This is a genomic window from Paenibacillus sp. J22P277 (assembly GCF_059383675.1).
Window position 1 is genome coordinate 344,790 of record NZ_JBXENS010000007.1, and the last position, 18,092, is coordinate 362,881.

Annotated in this window: 12 protein-coding genes; all 12 read left to right on the plus strand. The window is 57.2% G+C overall.

The annotated features are described in order from the left end of the window. The first annotated feature begins 69 nt into the window (after window positions 1–69). The 12 genes from AC50YL_RS25470 (at window position 70) to AC50YL_RS25525 (ending at window position 18,034) form a co-directional block, all read left to right on the plus strand. A complete protein-coding gene (locus tag AC50YL_RS25470; protein WP_494835670.1) occupies window positions 70–1,233 on the plus strand; it encodes an epoxide hydrolase family protein in 1,164 nt (387 codons plus the stop codon). A gap of 75 nt (window positions 1,234–1,308) precedes the next feature. Further along, a complete protein-coding gene (locus AC50YL_RS25475; protein ID WP_494835671.1) occupies window positions 1,309–2,229 on the plus strand; it encodes a helix-turn-helix transcriptional regulator in 921 nt (306 codons plus the stop codon). Window positions 2,230–2,381: 152 nt separating this feature from the next. After that, window positions 2,382–3,587 carry a hypothetical protein gene (locus AC50YL_RS25480; protein ID WP_494835673.1) on the plus strand — a complete coding sequence of 402 codons (1,206 nt, stop codon included), beginning with the start codon at window positions 2,382–2,384 and terminating at the stop codon, window positions 3,585–3,587. Between the two features lie 88 nt (window positions 3,588–3,675). Next, window positions 3,676–4,989 carry a M48 family metallopeptidase gene (locus tag AC50YL_RS25485; protein ID WP_494835674.1) on the plus strand — a complete coding sequence of 438 codons (1,314 nt, stop codon included), beginning with the start codon at window positions 3,676–3,678 and terminating at the stop codon, window positions 4,987–4,989. Window positions 4,990–5,336: 347 nt separating this feature from the next. Further along, on the plus strand, window positions 5,337–6,953 hold the full coding sequence (locus AC50YL_RS25490; RefSeq protein ID WP_494835675.1) for a response regulator transcription factor: 1,617 nt from the start codon (window positions 5,337–5,339) through the stop codon (window positions 6,951–6,953). Between the two features lie 38 nt (window positions 6,954–6,991). After that, window positions 6,992–8,719, plus strand: coding sequence for a sensor histidine kinase (locus AC50YL_RS25495; protein ID WP_494835677.1), 1,728 nt, complete (start codon window positions 6,992–6,994; stop codon window positions 8,717–8,719). Between the two features lie 184 nt (window positions 8,720–8,903). Further along, entirely contained in the window at window positions 8,904–9,824 is a 921-nt protein-coding gene (locus AC50YL_RS25500; RefSeq protein WP_494835678.1) for an ABC transporter permease, read from the plus strand. A gap of 12 nt (window positions 9,825–9,836) precedes the next feature. After that, on the plus strand, window positions 9,837–10,730 hold the full coding sequence (locus AC50YL_RS25505) for a carbohydrate ABC transporter permease (RefSeq protein ID WP_494835679.1): 894 nt from the start codon (window positions 9,837–9,839) through the stop codon (window positions 10,728–10,730). Between the two features lie 97 nt (window positions 10,731–10,827). Beyond that, window positions 10,828–12,585 carry a type 2 periplasmic-binding domain-containing protein gene (locus AC50YL_RS25510; protein WP_494835680.1) on the plus strand — a complete coding sequence of 586 codons (1,758 nt, stop codon included), beginning with the start codon at window positions 10,828–10,830 and terminating at the stop codon, window positions 12,583–12,585. A gap of 89 nt (window positions 12,586–12,674) precedes the next feature. Further along, entirely contained in the window at window positions 12,675–13,331 is a 657-nt protein-coding gene (locus tag AC50YL_RS25515; protein ID WP_494835682.1) for a histidine phosphatase family protein, read from the plus strand. Between the two features lie 40 nt (window positions 13,332–13,371). Further along, window positions 13,372–15,069 carry a CehA/McbA family metallohydrolase gene (locus tag AC50YL_RS25520; protein WP_494835683.1) on the plus strand — a complete coding sequence of 566 codons (1,698 nt, stop codon included), beginning with the start codon at window positions 13,372–13,374 and terminating at the stop codon, window positions 15,067–15,069. Window positions 15,070–15,190: 121 nt separating this feature from the next. Further along, entirely contained in the window at window positions 15,191–18,034 is a 2,844-nt protein-coding gene (locus AC50YL_RS25525) for a glycoside hydrolase family 9 protein (protein ID WP_494835684.1), read from the plus strand. Window positions 18,035–18,092: the final 58 nt, after the last annotated feature.

Consider the following 18,092-nt stretch of genomic DNA (forward strand, 5'->3'; position numbering starts at 1 on the left):
GTCAGGGTGCATGGTTTATTCTGGGTATGTAAGCAACACAAACGTACCCATTCCAAGGAGGAAATTCCCATGACAAACGCAAAACCGATCGCATCCGAGGCAAGCACAGACATTCGTCCGTTCCGCATCTCCGTACCGCAGGCCGAGCTCGATGATCTTCGGTCGCGGTTGTCTCGGACCCGCTGGCCGCAGGCATTGGACGGAGCCGGCTGGAAATACGGGGTTTCGCTCGACTATGTGCAGGAATTGGCGGCCTATTGGCAGAACGAATACGATTGGCGCGCATTCGAAGCCCGCCTGAACGAGTACCCGCAATTCGCGACGACGATCGACGGCGCCGACATTCATTTCCTGCATGTGCGTTCGCCTGAACCTGACGCCTTCCCGCTGCTGCTTACCCATGGATGGCCCAGCTCGATCGTCGAGTTCCTGGAACTGATCGGTCCGCTCAGCGATCCGCGCCGTTACGGCGGCGACCCGGCTCAAGCCTTCCACCTCGTCATTCCTTCCGTGCCCGGATTCGGGTTCTCAGGTCCGGAGCTGGAGGCGGGTTGGGATATCGCTCGCATCGCCGGCGCTTGGGATGTCTTGATGAAACGTTTGGGTTATACGGAATACGGCGCGCATGGCAGCGATTGCGGCGCGCTGGTGTCCAGGGAACTCGGCATGCGGAAGCCGGAAGGTCTTCGGGCCATCCATGTGCTGCAGTTGTTTTCTTTCCCTTCCGGCGATCCGGCGGAGATGGCGGACCTGTCGGCGGAAGACGGGCAGAAGCTGCAATTCCTGGCCAACTTCCTAGAACGCGCGGGCTTTAATTCCATCCAATCCACGCGGCCGCAAACGCTCTCCTATGGGCTTACGGATTCGCCGTCAGGGCAGCTTGCTTGGATCGCGGACTTATTTTGCGGCTTCGGCGACCATGTGGATTTTATCGACCGCGGCGCCTTCCTGACCAATGTCACGCTGTATTGGCTGACGAATACGGCGGAATCGTCCGCGCGCTTGTATTATGAGAATGCGCATAACCATGGCGAGCCGCAGGGACCGAATACGACGCCGACGGGCGTGGCCGTCTTCGGCGATGATTTCAAATCGATCAAGCGTTTTGCCGAACGCGATAACGCGAATATCGTGCAATGGACGGAATTTGACCGCGGCACCCATTTTGCGGCGATGGATGCGCCGGATCTGCTGATTCCCGATATCCGGGCCTTCTTCCGCAAATTCCGCTAACGCGCCGGACATTCGAAAGTAAACCGGGAACGGACGGAATCGCGCATTCCCCGTTCCGGATCGGAGGATCGTGCGATGAAACTGGATCGCTTGCTTGCGATTACGATGACATTATTGAATCAACCCCGCGTCAGCGCCGTTGACCTCGCCAAGCGGTTCGAGGTTTCGCTGCGAACGGTCTATCGCGACATGGAAACCATCAATCAGGCCGGCATTCCTATTGTGTCTTTCGCCGGATCGGACGGCGGATACGAGATCATGCAGGGTTACCGCTTGGAAAAGCAGGTCTTGTCGTTGGAGGATTTCTCGTCGATCTGCTCGGCCTTGCGCGGAGTCAGGTCCGCGACGGATCATGCCGAGCTCGACCGATTGATCGAGCGCATCGGCGCGTTAATGCCCGAGCCGGGCAAGGCGGGCGAATCGGGTCACGTGGATCTTGATTTTAAGCCCGCGCCGAACGATAAAGCGCTTATGGGTCCCTTGCAGCAGGCGATCAGAGACCGTCAACTCATTGCATTCGCGTACTTGGACAATAAGGGCGCCGAAACCGAGCGCAAGCTGGAACCGATGGGCCTTTTTCTCAAAGGGTACGTCTGGTATATGTACGGCTACTGTCTGACCCGAATGGATCTGCGCGTCTTTCGCCTGTCCCGCATCGGCGAACTGAAGGTCCTGCCGGAACATTTCGCGAGGCGCGACTATACCTTGCAGGATGTCGAACAACAATTCATGAGCCGGGTCGATTTTAAACGCGTGCAGGCGGTGCTGCGGTTTCAAGCCGAGGCGAAAACCCGGGTTCGCGACGAGTTCGGCTTCGATCAGCTCCTGGCGAATGCCGACGGGACCTTGTCGCTGACCGCGCATTTCTCCTCGATGGACCGCGCGATCGGGAAAATTCTGAGCTACGGCAGCCTGGTGCAGGTGCTGGAGCCTCCGGCCTTGGTCGCGGAGCTGCAGCATCAGATCCGAATGATGGCAGAGCTGTACGAGCTGTGAGAAACGATCATGTAACGCAAGAACCTCCATTTCCGCCGAAGCTTGTGGAGAGGGAGGTTCTTTCTTTATGGCCGGGGGCGGCTGAAGCTGCAACTAATCGGAAAAACAAATCGTCAACAATAATGGAAAATAGTTGATCGGGAGGAACGGAAATGAAAACAAACTCCAAATGGTTGGCGGCAGTGGCGCTTACGGTCCTGTTCAGTACGAGCGTCATCGCGCAAACGCAAGGAACGGCAAATGCGGCTTCGGCGGCGGTCGGCACGGCCAAGGCGGTTGTCCCTGTCGGAGAAATGTCCCTCTATCCAAATGCGCGCTTGTATGATCTTCGCAAACCGGGCGATCAGTTGCTGGTTAAGAACAGCATCACCTATATGTCCTTGAAAGAGCTGGCGCAGGTTTACAGCGACTACGTCTGGTCAATCGACGGACAAGGCGTCTTGACCGTCACGGGTCCGAACCATAAGCTGTCCTGGGGGAAAGCATCCAAATACGCCTATACGAACACGGGAACGCGCATGATGGCGTCCGCGCCGATCAAGCATAACGGGGAATGGTTTTACCCGCTCAAGTCCATCTCCGCATGGGCGGGCGGAACTATCCGGCTGTACCCGAGCAAGGAGCTTGGCGTGGATTATGCGCCGCTCAGCATGGTGACAGGCGATTCCTCCGGCTGGTATTGGGTGCGAAGGGACAACGGCATCGCTTACGCGGCAATAGGAAGCGAACTGCCGCATACGATCGGCTGGACGAACGTGCGGGCTTACCAATACTACGGCATATCGGAAACGAAACTGGACGCGAAAGGAAGCGTGCTGCTGACGATCATGCACAGCCATGGCGAGCCGAGCTTGGCCACCGACTATTATTCGCTCGTCATTCAGAACGGCAAGCTGGTACGCCAGACGGAGGAATTATACTATGGGTTCGGCAATACGCAGAGCATCCAGAAGTCGACGGAAGGTTATCACGTATTGCTGAATAAGACGAGAGCGCTTTTCCTGGATCACGCCGGTAATGCAGCACTCGACTACGATATGCAGTCCCTGCTGGGAGAGGATGAGAGTTTCACGATCGAGTACGCTTCCGTCGATGAAGGAATCGCGATGGTCCGTCCATACGCAGCCGCAACGCTGCTGCTGGTCGATATGAACAAGGATACGGCCGTGCCGCTCTACAAGGAGCTTCTCTCTGCGGAAGAACAAGAGCTGCTCGACACCTGGCCGAAGAACCAATTCGATTACCCGACGGACAAGCTGAAGTTGATCAAGAGGGAAGGCAACGTGTTCACCTTCGAGCATCGGGCGCTCATGGGGATGGGAGTCGAAACGCTTACGTATACCTGGAAACGTTCGTAGAATCTTTCATTATTCTAGAAGTCTGTGCAACGATAGCGCAATGCATTATAATCAGCTTGAATTGTTTCCGACGGAGGAGAGCGTGTTCGTGCTTACACAAGAAATTCCGGGCAACAAAAGCGAATCTTTCGAGATCTGTCCTGCATGTGGCAATCGGGTGCCAAGTCATGCGAATTTTCGATCGTGGTGCGAATGCGGTTGGAACCTTGAACCATTCGAGTCGATGACCGCGGATACTCGATTCGCGGCAGTCTATCATAAGCTCGGACGAAAGCTTGGAACGAAACTGCTTCTTGACATGATGAATGAGAAAAGCTTCAAACCAAGGCTGACGCCTAACAAATTCATCGCATTTTTGTTCGCGTCGCTTATCCATTTAATAACGGCCTCTTTGGCTGTGAGCGGCTGTATGTTGATCATAAATGGTTTTTATAGCCATTATTATTTTTATGTTTTGATTGGCGTAATAGCATCGCTTGCCGTATGGTTCTCGGCGCCTCGGTTTCCGAAACTATCGCTGGACGGCGTGCACTTATCAAGAGAAAAATACGGTGCGCTTTATGGGCTGGTCGACGAGATTAGCGATTACATGAAGCTGCCCAGAATCGATGGACTAATTATCGATCATCGTTTTAACGCCAGTTACCAACAGGCAGGCTGGCGAATGAAAAGATATGTGACGTTGGGACTTCCGCTATTCTCTATTTTGAGTCGCGAGGAGAAAATAGCATTAGTTGGGCATGAGATGGCGCATGGCGTCAACCGGGACATCCTAAGTGGCTTCTTTACGCTTTCCGCGTATAACACTTTGTTGAAATGGAGCGATTTGTTGGATCCGCAAGATTCAGGTATTACGGAAAGGAACTTGGCGTATTTCGTTTCCAAGCATGTTTTGAAACTGCTGTCGTACGTACCTTGGTTGCTGGCTAATTTGTTTATTTATTTGCAGTTCTATGAATCGCAAAAAAGGGAGTATTTAGCCGATTACAAGGCCGCCGAAGTCGGCGGTACCGATGCCGCTATCGGAGTCGGGGAGAAGTTGTACGGCTGGCGGACGTTTGCGACTGCGCTGCAGCGTTACGTTATGAATCGTCATACTGGGAGCTTTTTCGATGCCTACAGGGGAATGATTAACGCGATGCCCGACCGCGAACGCGAGAGAATCAGACGCGTCGAATTATTGGAAGGCTCAAGGCTCCATTTCACGCACCCGCCCGGGGCATACAGAATGCAATTTTTGCAGCATCATTTTCATGCCGGCTCGAGCGTGAGCATTACGGACGGAAATTGGACTAAATTGGAAGATGAACTAAAGGAATTGGAGCCTCGCATTCAAACGAAATTGATCGTCGATTTTCAAGACGATCTGGTTCATACAACGGATTTTCAAATTAATACGTGATGGGCTGGATAAGGGATCTGATCACAAGCGATAGTTTCCAACCAATACCATCGGAGAAAATGCAATATCGCTGCACTACGCGGCCTCGGTCCCGAATCTCATGGGATCGGGGCCGTTTTCCTTATTCCTTTCATGCATCATGGCTTCCATAATATGCCGGATAAATGCCCGCGAGCGCGCAGCGGCCGGTGCTGCGCTTTTTGATAAGTAATTGTTAATCGCGCTGTAAGCGCGACCACCGGGGAGGGGATCGAATAGCCGTGTAGAACTACGAAAGAGACGCTGTCGTTTCTTGATGAAGAATGGAAGTCCAACATCATACTGATTAGCGGGGGGAAGCGGGAGCAATGAATACGCTTTTGATCGTGGAAGACAATGATTTCGAACGCAATGCGCTGCTCCATTATGTCGATTGGGACGTGCTGGGCGTGCGGGTCGTCGATACTGCCTGCAACGGCAAGGAAGGTCTGGAGAAAGCCAAGCAGCATCAGCCGGATATGATTCTGAGCGATGTGATGATGCCCGTGATGAATGGTATAGAGATGGCCAAAGCGATCATCCAGACCAGTCCGAACACGAAATTCATCTTCTCGAGCGGCCATAACGACGTGGAGCTGCTGAAGGAGGCGCTGGAGCTCCGGGCTTACAGCTATCTGATCAAACCGCTGCGACAGGAAGAACTGATCGCGTCGCTGCGCAAGATCGCGGCGGTGTCCATGGACGAGAAGCTGTCGCGCCGGGCGAGCCGGAAGATGATGGAGCAGTTCCAGAGCAACCTGCGGCATCTGCAGACCAAATTTCTCGAGGATCTGATGCATGGCGCGATCAAGCCGGAGGATGCGGGCACGGTCTACGCGCAGGTGGGCGATCTGAAGCTGCAAATGACGGGCGCCTACAAGCTGGCCCTGATGGAGATCGATGCCGCAGCGGACGCCGATATATTCGAAACGTCCAGTCGCCTGAACGGCATCCTGTCGGAATTGCGCAGGACGGTCGGCCCGGAGGAAGCCTTTATCATCAAAGACGGCGACAGCCGGATCGCCGCCGTGCTCCATTCGTTGAAGGACGACCCCGAGCGAGAGCAGCGCATCCTGCGGATGCTCGAGAGCGGTGCGGCCGCGCAGACGGAAGCCTATGGCTGCCGTTACGTCATCGGCCTGAGCGGGGAAGCGCCCAATCTCACGGATCTCGGCGAGCTGTACAAGCAGTGCAGCGCCACGCTCTTCGGCAAAGTCGGCTTCGGCTACGGCCGGGTGATCGCGTTCTCGCCGGCGCAGGAAACGGCCGGGCGTGCCGACGCGGACCATGAGCGGACCAAGAAGCTGACGCGCGAGATCGTGTCGGCGGCATGCGAAGGGCAGCAGGACGAAGAGGGCATCGAAAAGCTGCTGACCTTCGTATCGAACGAGAAGCTGGGACGCATTCAGAGCGTTGCGATCGGCTTGATCAGCCAGCTGTTCAAGGAACTCGAGAGCAAGGGAGAGCACGCCGAGACGATCGTGGGGGAGGAGACGGAGCTCTTCCAGCGGATCCTCGCGGCCAGGACGCTGCCGGACGTTGCCGCGGCCGTCCGCCAGACGATTCAACGGATCGCCTCGCACCGGGAGCGCAAGAAGCTGAGCAAGGAAGATTATATCGTCCAGGAAATCCTGACGATCGTCCACGCCGATTTCTGCCGTCCGATCACGCTCTCCTACCTCTCCGAACGGGTCTTCCTGAGCGCCAATTATTTGCGCATTCTGTTCAAGGAAAAGATGGGGATCAGCATCCAGGATTATTTGACCCAGCTGCGCATGGACAAGGCCAAGGAGCTGCTCGTGCACAGCCGCCGCAAGATTCAAGAGATCGGCGTGATGGTCGGCTACGAGAACGGCACGTACTTTAACCTGGTCTTCAAGAACAGCGTCCATATGACGCCGGGCGAATACCGCAGCAAGCATACGACCCAGGTAAGCGGGGCGTGAGCCCGACGGGCGAGCCCGGGGGTAAGGGAGCCTCAACCATGAATACCGCATATAAAGTGAAGTTTTTTTATGTCGTATTCGCTTTCTCGATCGCGATCGTGCTCCTCAGCTCGGTGACGATCAGCGTCGTGATTTATTACCGGCTCAATACGGCGATCGCCAAGCAGAACGACGATTTTATCCGGAATACGACGGCCCAGCTGAAGAGCAGCGTCCAGTCCTTGGTCGACAACTGCGAGACGATCGCCGCCAATATTTATGCGAATACGGCTTTGGAAATGTTCCTGGAAGGCTATCATAACCGGGAAATCGATTACGACGTGTTCGAGCGGTTCAACTCGATTACCGGCAATCTGCAGAGCATCATGAGCAATAACAGGGAGATCGGCAGCATCAGCATCTACAAGATGGATTCCGGCCTCGTCAGCAACGGCAAGGAAATCCGCAATCAGAGCCAATTCGGAAGAGCCGACCTGCTGCAGCGGGCGGTCGCGGCGCGGGGAGCGAACGTCTGGGCCGGCTATCGCGACGAGGCGAGCGGCTCGTACAAGATCGTGCTGATGAAATACTTGAACGTGTATGCGCCCGGGGGAGTGCTGGTCATCGAGCTGGACGAATCGAGCTTTTACAATCTGTACAAGTCGGGCATCGCCGGCAATTATTTATTTCTTACGGACGAACGGGAACAGGTCATCAGCTCCAACGACCGGGAATCGGTCGGCCGGGAAGTCGCCGCGCCGGTAAACGGCTTCATCCATGCGGGCGCGCAGTCCGGCAAGCTCGTATTCGACCATGCCCGCTACTATTCGTTCGGCGAGAAGGTGAGCGGAAGCTGGACGATGACCGTCCTCTACGATTCGAACGAGATCGAGAAGGAAAAACGGAACATCACCTACTACATCATTTTCTTTACCGGCCTGCTCATTCTCGTCTCGATGTTTCTGGCGTTCCTGTTCGCGAAGGGCTTCGCCCGGCAGGTCGACAAGCTGGTGGCCAAGATCAAAGAGATCGACAATGGCAACTTGAAGATTCAGCCGACGATCAGCAAGGTGAGCGAGTTTTATTTGCTGGATCAGGCGCTCTACGCGATGGCCCGAAACATCGATACATTGAACAGCGACATCCTGAAGGTACAGAAGCTGAAGGAAGAGAGCGAAATCAAATATTTGCAAATGCAGATGAACCCGCACTTTCTGTACAATCAGCTGTCGGCCATTCGCTGGATCGCCTTCAAGGACAAGCAGCGGCAAATGATTCATATCATCGACCACCTGAGCGATTTCTACAAGATCGCGCTCAGCAAAGGCAACGAAATCATCGGCATCCAGGACGAGATCAAGCTGGTCAGAAGCTACGTGGAGCTGCAAAATCTAAGCTACGGCGGCCGCATCCGGCTGTCCATAGCGCTGGACGCGGACACCGCCGACATGCAGGTGTGCAAGATGACGCTGCAGCCGTTCGTCGAGAACAGCATCGTGCACGGCCTCTCGCAGGACCGAAATCTGCATATCGCGATCGAGATCGCGCCGATCGGGCAGGGAGGAACGCGGATCCGGATCACCGACGACGGCCTCGGGATCGAGGAAGGCTTCGTCCGGCTGATCGCCGGCCTGAACGGGACCGATGCGGTGACGAGCAGCGCCAGCTACGGGATCACGAATACGGTCGCGCGGCTGAAATATTTGTACGGGGACATGATCACGATCCATGCCGCCCGCCGGTCGCCCGGCACGGAAATAGAAATTATAATCCGAAACGCCGGTTGAGCCGCGAAGGCTCGTCCGGCGTTTATTTTTTTCTCCGATATCTATCGAAAATGTTTATATCCATCGCATCCGGCCGGCGGCGAATGCCATGCATTCGATAGCCGATCGATGGATATTTGAATTGAACGGGCCTGCCGCCGGGCTTACACTTTTAAGTAGAAACAGGTGAAAGGAAGTTGTCCAATTGACCGGTATACACAGCCTGCTCGGGAAGATGCGGAAGCAAAAGGTGCTGCTGCTCATGCTGATTCCCTTCCTGGCCCATCTGCTCTTGTTCAAGTACTATCCGATGTACGGCAACCTGATTGCCTTTAAGGATTATTCCTTTGCCAAAGGGATTATCGGCAGCCCCTGGGCGGGGTTCAAATGGTTCCGTTATTTCTTCGACTCGGCGGATTTCTGGATCATCATGCGCAATACGGTCGTCATCAGCGTGTTGTCGCTGATCTTCACGACGCTCGCCTCGATCGCGTTCGCGATTCTCGTCTGCGAGCTCCGGTTCGTCTATATGAAAAAGTTCGTGCAGACGGTGTCCTACCTGCCGCATTTTATCTCATGGGTCGTCGTCGCGGGGATGGCGTTCACCCTGTTCTCCATCGATGGCGGATCGGTCAACGATTTTCTGATCGCCGTCCATATCATCGACAAGCCGATTAACTTTCTCGGGGACGAGTCGTTGTACTGGCCGATGATCACCTTCCTGAACGTATGGAAAAACGTCGGCTACAACTCGATTCTCTATATCGCCGCCATCATGACGATCGACCGGCAGCTGTACGAGTCGGCGATCATCGACGGCGCGAACAAGTGGAAGCAGATCATCTATATCACGCTGCCGTGCCTTAGGCCGACCATCGTCATCCTGCTGATCCTCAGTCTGGGCTACGTGCTGAACGCCGGGCTCGACCAACAGTTCTTCATGGGCAACCCGCTCAACATGGATCATTCGCAGGTGCTCGACACGTACATCGTCCGGTACGGGCTGCAGCAGCTCGAATATTCGTACGGGACGGCGGCCGGCTTGTTCCGGAGTCTCGTCAGCCTCGTGCTGGTCATCATTGCCAATAACATTTCCCGCAAACTATTCAAAATGGGCGTATTTTAACGAGGTGATTAGATGCTGATTTCAAGAGGCGAAAAGGCGTTTCACGTCGTCAATGCCATCCTGCTGCTGCTGCTGTCGTTCACGGTTGTCTATCCGTTCATCAATATATTCGCCATCTCGTTCAACGACGGTCAGGATGCGATGCTGAAGGGCATCTACCTGTGGCCGAGAAAGTTTTCGTTATCCGCCTACGAGCTGATCTTCAAGGAGCCGCTGCTGTCGCACAGCGCCTATATCAGCGTCATGCGGACCGTCCTCGGGACGCTTCTCAACGTCGCCAGCACGGCGGTGATCGCCTACGTCCTGGCCAATCGGCAGCTGCTGCTGAGAAGAACGTTCATCTTTCTCTACCTGTTCACGATGTATTTCAGCGGCGGCATCATTCCCGAATTTCTGCTGATCCGCGATCTGGGGCTGTACGATAATTTCGCCGTGTACCTGCTTCCGGGGCTTGTGGCCGCCATGCCGATCATGGTCATGCGCCAGTTTTTCGAGGATTTGCCCCAGGCGCTGCTGGAGTCGGCCCGAATGGACGGCGCGTCCGAGATGCGCATACTGATGCGGATCGTCATCCCGATGTCCGCGCCGGTCATGGCAACGGTCGCCCTGATGTATGCCGTCGGGCATTGGACTTCCTGGCACGATACCTACTTCTATACGAGGAACGACGGGAAGCTGGCGACGCTGCAGGGCATTCTGGTCAAAATTTTGCAGGAATCCCAGGCTTCGAGCATGACCTCGAACTACAGCTCGCTGATGGAATCGATGAGGGGCGACGACAAGCCGACCTCCGAGGTCATCAAGATGGCGACGATCGTCGTCACGACCGTCCCGGTGCTGTGCATCTATCCGTTTCTGCAGAAGTACTTCGTCAGCGGCATGACGCTTGGCGCCGTCAAGGAATGAACATTTCAATGCCGCGAACGGTTCCGGTGACGACCGGGCCTCGCGCGGGGTTGGGATTTCAGAATATAACTATCTATTTTGAAGGGAAATGGGAGAAATGAGACTTTGGACCAAAAGGGCAGGCACGTTGCTGACCGTGCTCATGCTTGCCTCCGTTTTTGCAGGCTGCGGCACGTCGTCTAACGGAAACGGGAACAACGCGACGGCTGCCAACGGGAACGACGCTGCGGGCAACACCGCTGCTAACACGCCCTCCGCCGACGCCGACGCCAATGCAGCACCGGCAACGGAAGAGAAAGAGCCTCCGGTGGAATTGACGGTGCTGAACGCGGCCGGCGGATCTCCGAGCTTCGGTACGGGCGATCCGGTGTACGACGAGAACCCGATCGCCAAGTATTTGCTGGACAAGCTCAACATCAAGCTGAAGTGGGAAATCATTTCCGGCGACGGTGCTCAGGCAATGGGCCTGAAGCTCGCATCGGGCGATTATCCCGACATCATCACGAACCTTCAACCCGAAGTCTATCAAAAGATGCTCGACGACAACCGACTGCTGGACCTCGCGCCGATGATCGAATCGAGCGCTCCCAATATCAAGCAAGCGTATGGCGAAAACACGCTTAACTTCCTGAAGACGGACGACAGCCACCTGTACCACTTGACGACGCAATACGGCAATATTCCGGCAGGCAGCAATCCGGCGGGTTACGGCTTCGGCTTCCAAATCCGCAAGGATATCTACGAGGCGCTCGGCTCTCCGAAGATCGAGACGACCGACGACGTGTATGAAATCTTGAAAAAAATCAAAAACGATCCGAAGCTGAGCAAAAACGCGAACGGCGAGAGCGTATGGCCGATCGGCACGTTCAAGCGGACGTGGAACAACATGCTGCAAGGGCTCGAAGCCATGGGCGGCTCCGGAACGGCCAAATGGACCGTCAAGGACGGAAACGTGCAATACTGGTTCAGAGAGCCTTGGGCGGAAACGGCGATTCAATTTTACAACAAGGTTTACCGCGAAGGGCTGCTTGATCCGGATTCCTTCGTTGCCGCGCCGGACGCTTGGCAGAAGGAAAAGGTCAACACGGGCCGAGTGGCGACGACGATCGGCGCCTGGAACATGGTGGCCGACGCATGGGGCGAGTACAAGACGGCCGGTCTGCCGGGCGCGGACAACATGTACTTCATCAACTTCCCCGTCAAGCTGCCGAACGGCGGCACGCCGCAGCTCGTCAACGTCAGCAGCGTAGGCGGCAACTACACGGTCGTAACGGACAAAGCCAAGGACAAGGCTGCGGAAGCGGCGATCAAGCTGCTCGACTTCTTCGCGTCGCCGGAAGGCAACTTCATGGCGCTGAACGGACCGGAAGGCTCCCAATGGGAAATGAAGGACGGCGTGCCTACGCTGAAGCCTGAATTCCTGACCCGTTGGAAGAACGGCGAGCCCGACCAAAGCTTTACGAAAGAAACCGGGATCGGCATCTACAAAGGCTTCGTGTCCACGGATGTCTCGAAGTCCCAATGGAACACGTACATGATCCTGAAGGACGATCCGAAAGTGACGGGCCGCGTCGATTTCGCGCAGCGCGATGACGCCCTTGGTCCGTACTTCTTCGACAGCGCGCCGTTCGTCGGCATCGAGACCGGCCTGCCGCAGGATATTACGATGATGTACAGCACGATCGACAGCAAATTCAACGACGCCGTGTACAAAGCCGTACTGGCCAGCACGCCGGAAGCTTCGCACGAGGAATGGCTCAAATTCGTCAAGTCGCTGGATGATGCAGGCGCGGCGAAGGTCGAAGCGGCCGTTACCGAGAACTACAAGAAAAACCTGCAAAAGTTGGGCAAATAAGCAACGCGTAACACGATGCCGGCGGGGAAGTCCACACGACTTATCCGCCGGTTTTGTGTAGACTACTTCAGATCGCGAGGTCATCCACGATGAAAATCACCTTTATCAGACACGGCGAAATGAGCGGCGATCCGTTCGTAACCCCGGACGGGCCGGTTCAGGGCTGCCTCTCCGAAGACAGGGGCGTTCCGCAGGCGGAAGCGACGGCGCGCGCCTTGAAAGACGAGCATTTCGACGTCGCGTTCGCGTCCCCGTACGGCAGGGCGCTGCAGACCGCCGAGATCGTCATGGCCGGCAGGGACACGGACATCGAGGTGCTGCATTTCCTGCATGAATGGCTGCCCAATCCGGAGCTGGCGAGCCTCCCGAGCACGGAGTACGAGCAAATGCAGCTGCAGGCCGAAGACGTCTACGCCGAGGAAAGCTGGAAAACGCATATGGGCGAAGGCCATTTCGAGATGAAAGCGAGAATCATCCCGCCCTTTCTCAAGGAACTGGACCGTCTGGGCATTCACAGCCGGATGGGCGGCTTCGTGCCGGACGAGCATGCCCGGGACCTGTCGATTGCCGTGTTCGCGCACGGCGGCTCGCTCGGCACGCTGCTGAATTTCCTGCTCGGCATCCGGTCGTTCCCGATCGGCAGCTTCAACTTCGAGCTGACCGGCGTCGCCGCGGTCGACTTCAAGCCGCGGAAAGGGATCTATTATCCGCAGCTGCGGATCCCGTCCCTGCACGCGATCAAATAAGCCATTCAGCCCAAGCACGCATAATCGAGGAGAGAACACGATGGAAATCAGGATTAAAGCGTACGACGAAGCCGGCGGCGCGCCGACGCCCTGCAAGATCGTCATTCATAAGCTAGACCGTTCGGCCGCGGACGGCAATCCGGCGAAGCCGGGAGAAGCGTTCTACTGCAGGGGCGAGTTCGACTGCGAGGCGGGCAGCGGGGAATACCGGATCGAGATCTTCAAGGGCAAGCTGTACGAGCCGTATCGCGAGACTATCGTCCTCGATCGGGAGAGCGTCGAGATCATAGCGCGGCTCAGGCCGCTCGCGGATGCGGTCAAGCTGGGGCTTTACGCGTTCGACGCGCATTCCCACGTATCCCGGAACGATCATCGCGGCACGGGCAATCTCGACTGGGCGTCCACGGTCATGATGGCGGAGGGCTTCCACCTGTTCTACGCCGGTTCGCCTTACGATCACGCGACCCATCTGGAATATTTGAACAACGATTATAAGAGCGACGCTCCTTACCGCGAGCGATTCGCGGCCGAGCTGCGGGAGCTCCGCCGGGACGACTTCATCGTCGATATCGGCAACGAGCTCGTCAAAGTCAGATACGGCCATATCTGCATGCTTAATTTTGTCCAAAAGCCTCCGTTCAGCCGCTATTACGACGAGGCGTGGGATCCTTGGAACGGCAGCAACCGCGAGGGCGACGAGCCGGCCTACGAGATCGCGTACCCATACGAGGCGGTGCTCGCCGAGAAGGGACCGTATTCCTATGCGTTCGCCGCGCATCCGACGAGCTGGTGGCGGGGACCGAACGACGTCCTGATCACCAACATCGCCTCTACCCTGGCCTTCGACAGCTTGGCGGGGGCGATCGACGGCATGGTCGTCATGGGGTACGGCCGCGACAAGCCCCAGTATCAGGAAGTATGGTTCGAGGCGCTGCGCTGCGGCCACTTTCTTCCCGCGACGGCCGAGTCGGACGCGTCCTTCGACGGCGTGCCGAAGCAGACGTTTCTGGAGTACAAGACCTACGCGTACCTGGAAGAATTCAGCACGGAAGCGCTGGGAACCGCGATGCAGCGGGGGCGCAACATCGTCAGCTCCGGTCCGCTGCTGGTCCTGACCGTGAACGGCGAGCTGCCGGGCGCCGTATTGGCGCATCGCAGCGGGGAGACGTTCAAGGCGGCGATCGAAGCGTACCGATGCCACGAGGCCGCGATATCCCTGATCCAAGTGATCGTCAATGGCAAGATCGCAGCCGAATTCGAGACGGATGACGCGCAGGTCAGGCGCGAGCTGGAGATTCAGGTGGACGAAGACAGCTTCGTCGTGGCCAAATGCTACGATTTCGCCGGGAACGTGGCCCTGACCAGCCCGGTCTATATCCGGAACAATCCGTTCGTCAACAAGAACTATCTGTCCGATGTCCGGATCGCGGCGACGAAAGACGGCGAGCCCGCCGAGGGGCTGTACTGGCTGGACGACGAGCCCGGCAGGCATCCGTTCACGGGCGAGGTCCGGCTGCGGATGCGTCCGGCCTCCCGCCTGCATCTGTCCGTCGATGACGAGGAGCGGACCGTCAAGCTGTTCGAGCTGGAGGAGCTGCAGGCGATTTTCAAGCATTTGTATCTCGGCGATTTCAATCGGGACAAGCGTTTCGAATCTGGAGAAGTGCCGCCGGAAGCCTTCCGGATCGGACGCGTGAAAGACATCCTCGACCGAGTGGAGATGAAGCTGACTTTTTAAACGAGGCGTTGTTTTTCCGAGAGGAGGCGAGCTTATGTAACGGCGCGCGGGCGCAAGCTTTTGTCATCGGTCCGGAACGTGCGACTTTGAATTTCATTTGCTCTATGGGAGGAAAAACGAAATGAACGTGAGTTACCGGAAAACGAGAAATGCCCTCTGCGTCATCGCGGCGCTGCTGCTTGTGATCGGATTGGTGCCCGCGAGGGGCGTCCAAGCGGGAACGTTGAAGGAGGCGGCGCCGGTACCGGCGGTTCCCAAGACGTCGCATGCCGGCGTGATCAATTCGGATTGGGTGGAAATCGACCTTGTCGGCACCAAATACAACGATGCCAACGTGACGAACGCGAACAACTATACGATCACAAGCAGCAACGATCCGAATTATGCTTCGGGCGTCAAGCCGACGCTCGTCAACTATCGGTATTTCCAGGACGAAGCGCCGTACAACCCGTCGCTCGCCGACGATATCGGCAATATTCAGGTGACGTACTCCGTCTTTCTGAAGGTGCCGGCCACCGCGCGATTGACCGAGGGCAAAAGCTATTCGGTGGCGATTCAGCCATCGGTCGCGGCAGCCGGACCTTTCGCGTTCGCCTTCGACGTGACGAAGCCGAATTTGGCGATTCACTCCAATCAGGTGGGCTACCTGGCCACCGGATCGAAGGTCGCATACGTCTCGATGTGGACGGGTCAGGGAAGCGTCGATTTCAGCACGGCTCCGAGCTTCAGGGTCGTGAACGATGCGAGCGGACAAACGGTCTATACGGGGACGATCGCCCTGTCCACTGCTAATGACCGATGGTCGCAAAGCAATGTGTACGCGATGGATTTCACCGCGTTCAAGACCCCGGGCACCTATCATCTCTACGTTCCGACGGTCGGAAGCTCCTATTCGTTCAAACTCGACGACGCGCTGTACATGGACAACATCGGGTATACGATCATTCGGGGCATGACGATGCAGCGCGACGGCGACCACGGCCTCGATGACCCGAACGTGACGCATTGGAACCGCCCGCCGGCGCATATGGACGACGCCATCGACCAGGCGAAGTATACGGATAACGGCGGCAACGCGGCCGCTGCCCGGGTCGATCTGGCAGGCGGCCATATGGACGCGGGGGACCGCGGCAAATATCCGTACAATTCCGCTTACATGAGCGCCACGCTCTTGACGGCCGCCCGCTATTATCCCGATCAGATCGCGGCGCTCGGAGAGTCGCTCAATCTGCCGGAATCCGGCAACGGCAAGCCGGATTTCCTCGATGAGCTCGCGTATGAGCTGGACTGGCTGACCAAGGCGGTCATGAACACCTCGACCGACGGCACGCTGCCGAATTATTTGCGGCCGCAAAGCAACTTCGAGCAAGGGCAGCCGCCGCAGGGCGCGGCGAACCGGATCATCTACAACCGGACCGCGGGGCCGAACAAGGCGGAGACGCTGCTTGCCGCCGGGGCGCTGGCCATGGCGTACAACACGCCGATCATGAAGCAGTACTTCCCGGACAAGGTCGATGGTTATCTGACTGCGGCCAAGCGGGCATACAACGGCTTCAAAGCCCACTATCAAGATCCGAACTATCTGCACGAGGCGACCGACTACGACGCGACGAAGGAAGGCACTCCGCATACGTGGTCGAACGAGATGCTCTTCGCGGCCAGCAACCTGATGCAGTCGACGGGCAATACGGCGGAGTATACGCCGTGGTTCACGAGCGAGATGCCGACCAATCCGTCTGACTATAACTCGATCAAGCATTGGTCCTGGGTCGTCGATTCGCCGTGGGTTCCGACATTCGTCTCCATGTACGAGAATCCGCTGCTGTCTTCGACGCTTCGCGCCTGGGCGTACAACGGCATCGTTAATTTCGCCGATTCCGAAATGAACCATCAGACGCCGTTCGGCGCGTCGATGCAGGACGAGGGCTTCCCGAACGCGATCGGCTGGCGCTTCGCGAGCTCGGCGATGTTTCCGATCGTCGCCGGGTACGGCGTGACGCATAACGCCGCTTATCTGACGCGCATTCAGTCGACTTGGAACTACGAGCTCGGCACGAACCCGGTGAGCCGGTCGTTCATCAGCGGCCTCGGCGATCCGCAGCGTTCGCCGCGCTGGATCGTCAATGAAATCGGCGAATATCAATATGTCCAATACGCCAACCACAACGGCGGGTGGGCGGAGATTGCGCCCGGACTGCCGAACGCCGACCTGCAAAGCGCCGGCTATCCGTATTACTTCGACAATGCGCATAACACGGCCGCGAAAGGCGAAATCTACCCGGCGTATACCAGCTATCCGCCCGCGTACCGGTATACGGATTCCTGGAATACGTCCAATGAATACGTCATCGTCGATTTGGCGAAGAACGCCGCCTCGATGCTGCCGCTGATTCCGGCCGGCGGCACGACGCCGGCTCCTTATCAAAGCGCCGATATTACGACCGCCACCGCGGGCACGACGACCGCAAACGGAAGCAATCTCGTCGTGCAAGGCTCGGGCGCGCAGCTGTGGGGCAATGCGGACAGCTTCCGGTACGTCTATGAAAACAACCTGACCGACGACCAAGCGATCGTCGCCAAGCTGAACGGCTTCACGGCGACGAACAACGGCGCCATGGCCGGGGTCATGATTCGCCAGGGCACGGCGGCGAACGCCAACTACTACGGCGTCGGCGTTACGAAGGACGGGCAGTTCAGGGTGCAGTACCGGAACAGCACTTGGACGTCGCTGGATGCGTCGGGCGCGATATCGCTTCCCGTATGGCTGAAGGTCGAGAAGGTCACCTCCGGCTCGAATACGATTCTGCGCGCCTATACGTCTTCCGACGGCGCGGCTTGGACGCAGCGGGGCGAGGAGTATTTCAACGGGGCGCTGACAAGTCCGTACACGGCCGGCCTGTTCGCAACCGCCAACCAGGACGGCACGCTGGGAACGGCAACCTTCGGCAGCGTGACATGGCCGTGACCGGGGAAATTCGTTCGGACGGTTGACCCGAACGGCAATCCGGTATTCGCTAGTCAGA

Bases quoted from the DNA above. Each gene is read 5' to 3' on its own strand.
- AC50YL_RS25470 (WP_494835670.1), top strand. From the start codon at position 70: ATGACAAACGCAAAACCGATCGCATCCGAGGCAAGCACAGACATTCGT.
- AC50YL_RS25475 (WP_494835671.1), top strand. From the start codon at position 1,309: ATGAAACTGGATCGCTTGCTTGCGATTACGATGACATTATTGAATCAA.
- AC50YL_RS25480 (WP_494835673.1), top strand. From the start codon at position 2,382: ATGAAAACAAACTCCAAATGGTTGGCGGCAGTGGCGCTTACGGTCCTG.
- AC50YL_RS25490 (WP_494835675.1), top strand. From the start codon at position 5,337: ATGAATACGCTTTTGATCGTGGAAGACAATGATTTCGAACGCAATGCG.
- AC50YL_RS25495 (WP_494835677.1), top strand. From the start codon at position 6,992: ATGAATACCGCATATAAAGTGAAGTTTTTTTATGTCGTATTCGCTTTC.
- AC50YL_RS25505 (WP_494835679.1), top strand. From the start codon at position 9,837: ATGCTGATTTCAAGAGGCGAAAAGGCGTTTCACGTCGTCAATGCCATC.
- AC50YL_RS25510 (WP_494835680.1), top strand. From the start codon at position 10,828: ATGAGACTTTGGACCAAAAGGGCAGGCACGTTGCTGACCGTGCTCATG.
- AC50YL_RS25515 (WP_494835682.1), top strand. From the start codon at position 12,675: ATGAAAATCACCTTTATCAGACACGGCGAAATGAGCGGCGATCCGTTC.
- AC50YL_RS25520 (WP_494835683.1), top strand. From the start codon at position 13,372: ATGGAAATCAGGATTAAAGCGTACGACGAAGCCGGCGGCGCGCCGACG.
- AC50YL_RS25525 (WP_494835684.1), top strand. From the start codon at position 15,191: ATGAACGTGAGTTACCGGAAAACGAGAAATGCCCTCTGCGTCATCGCG.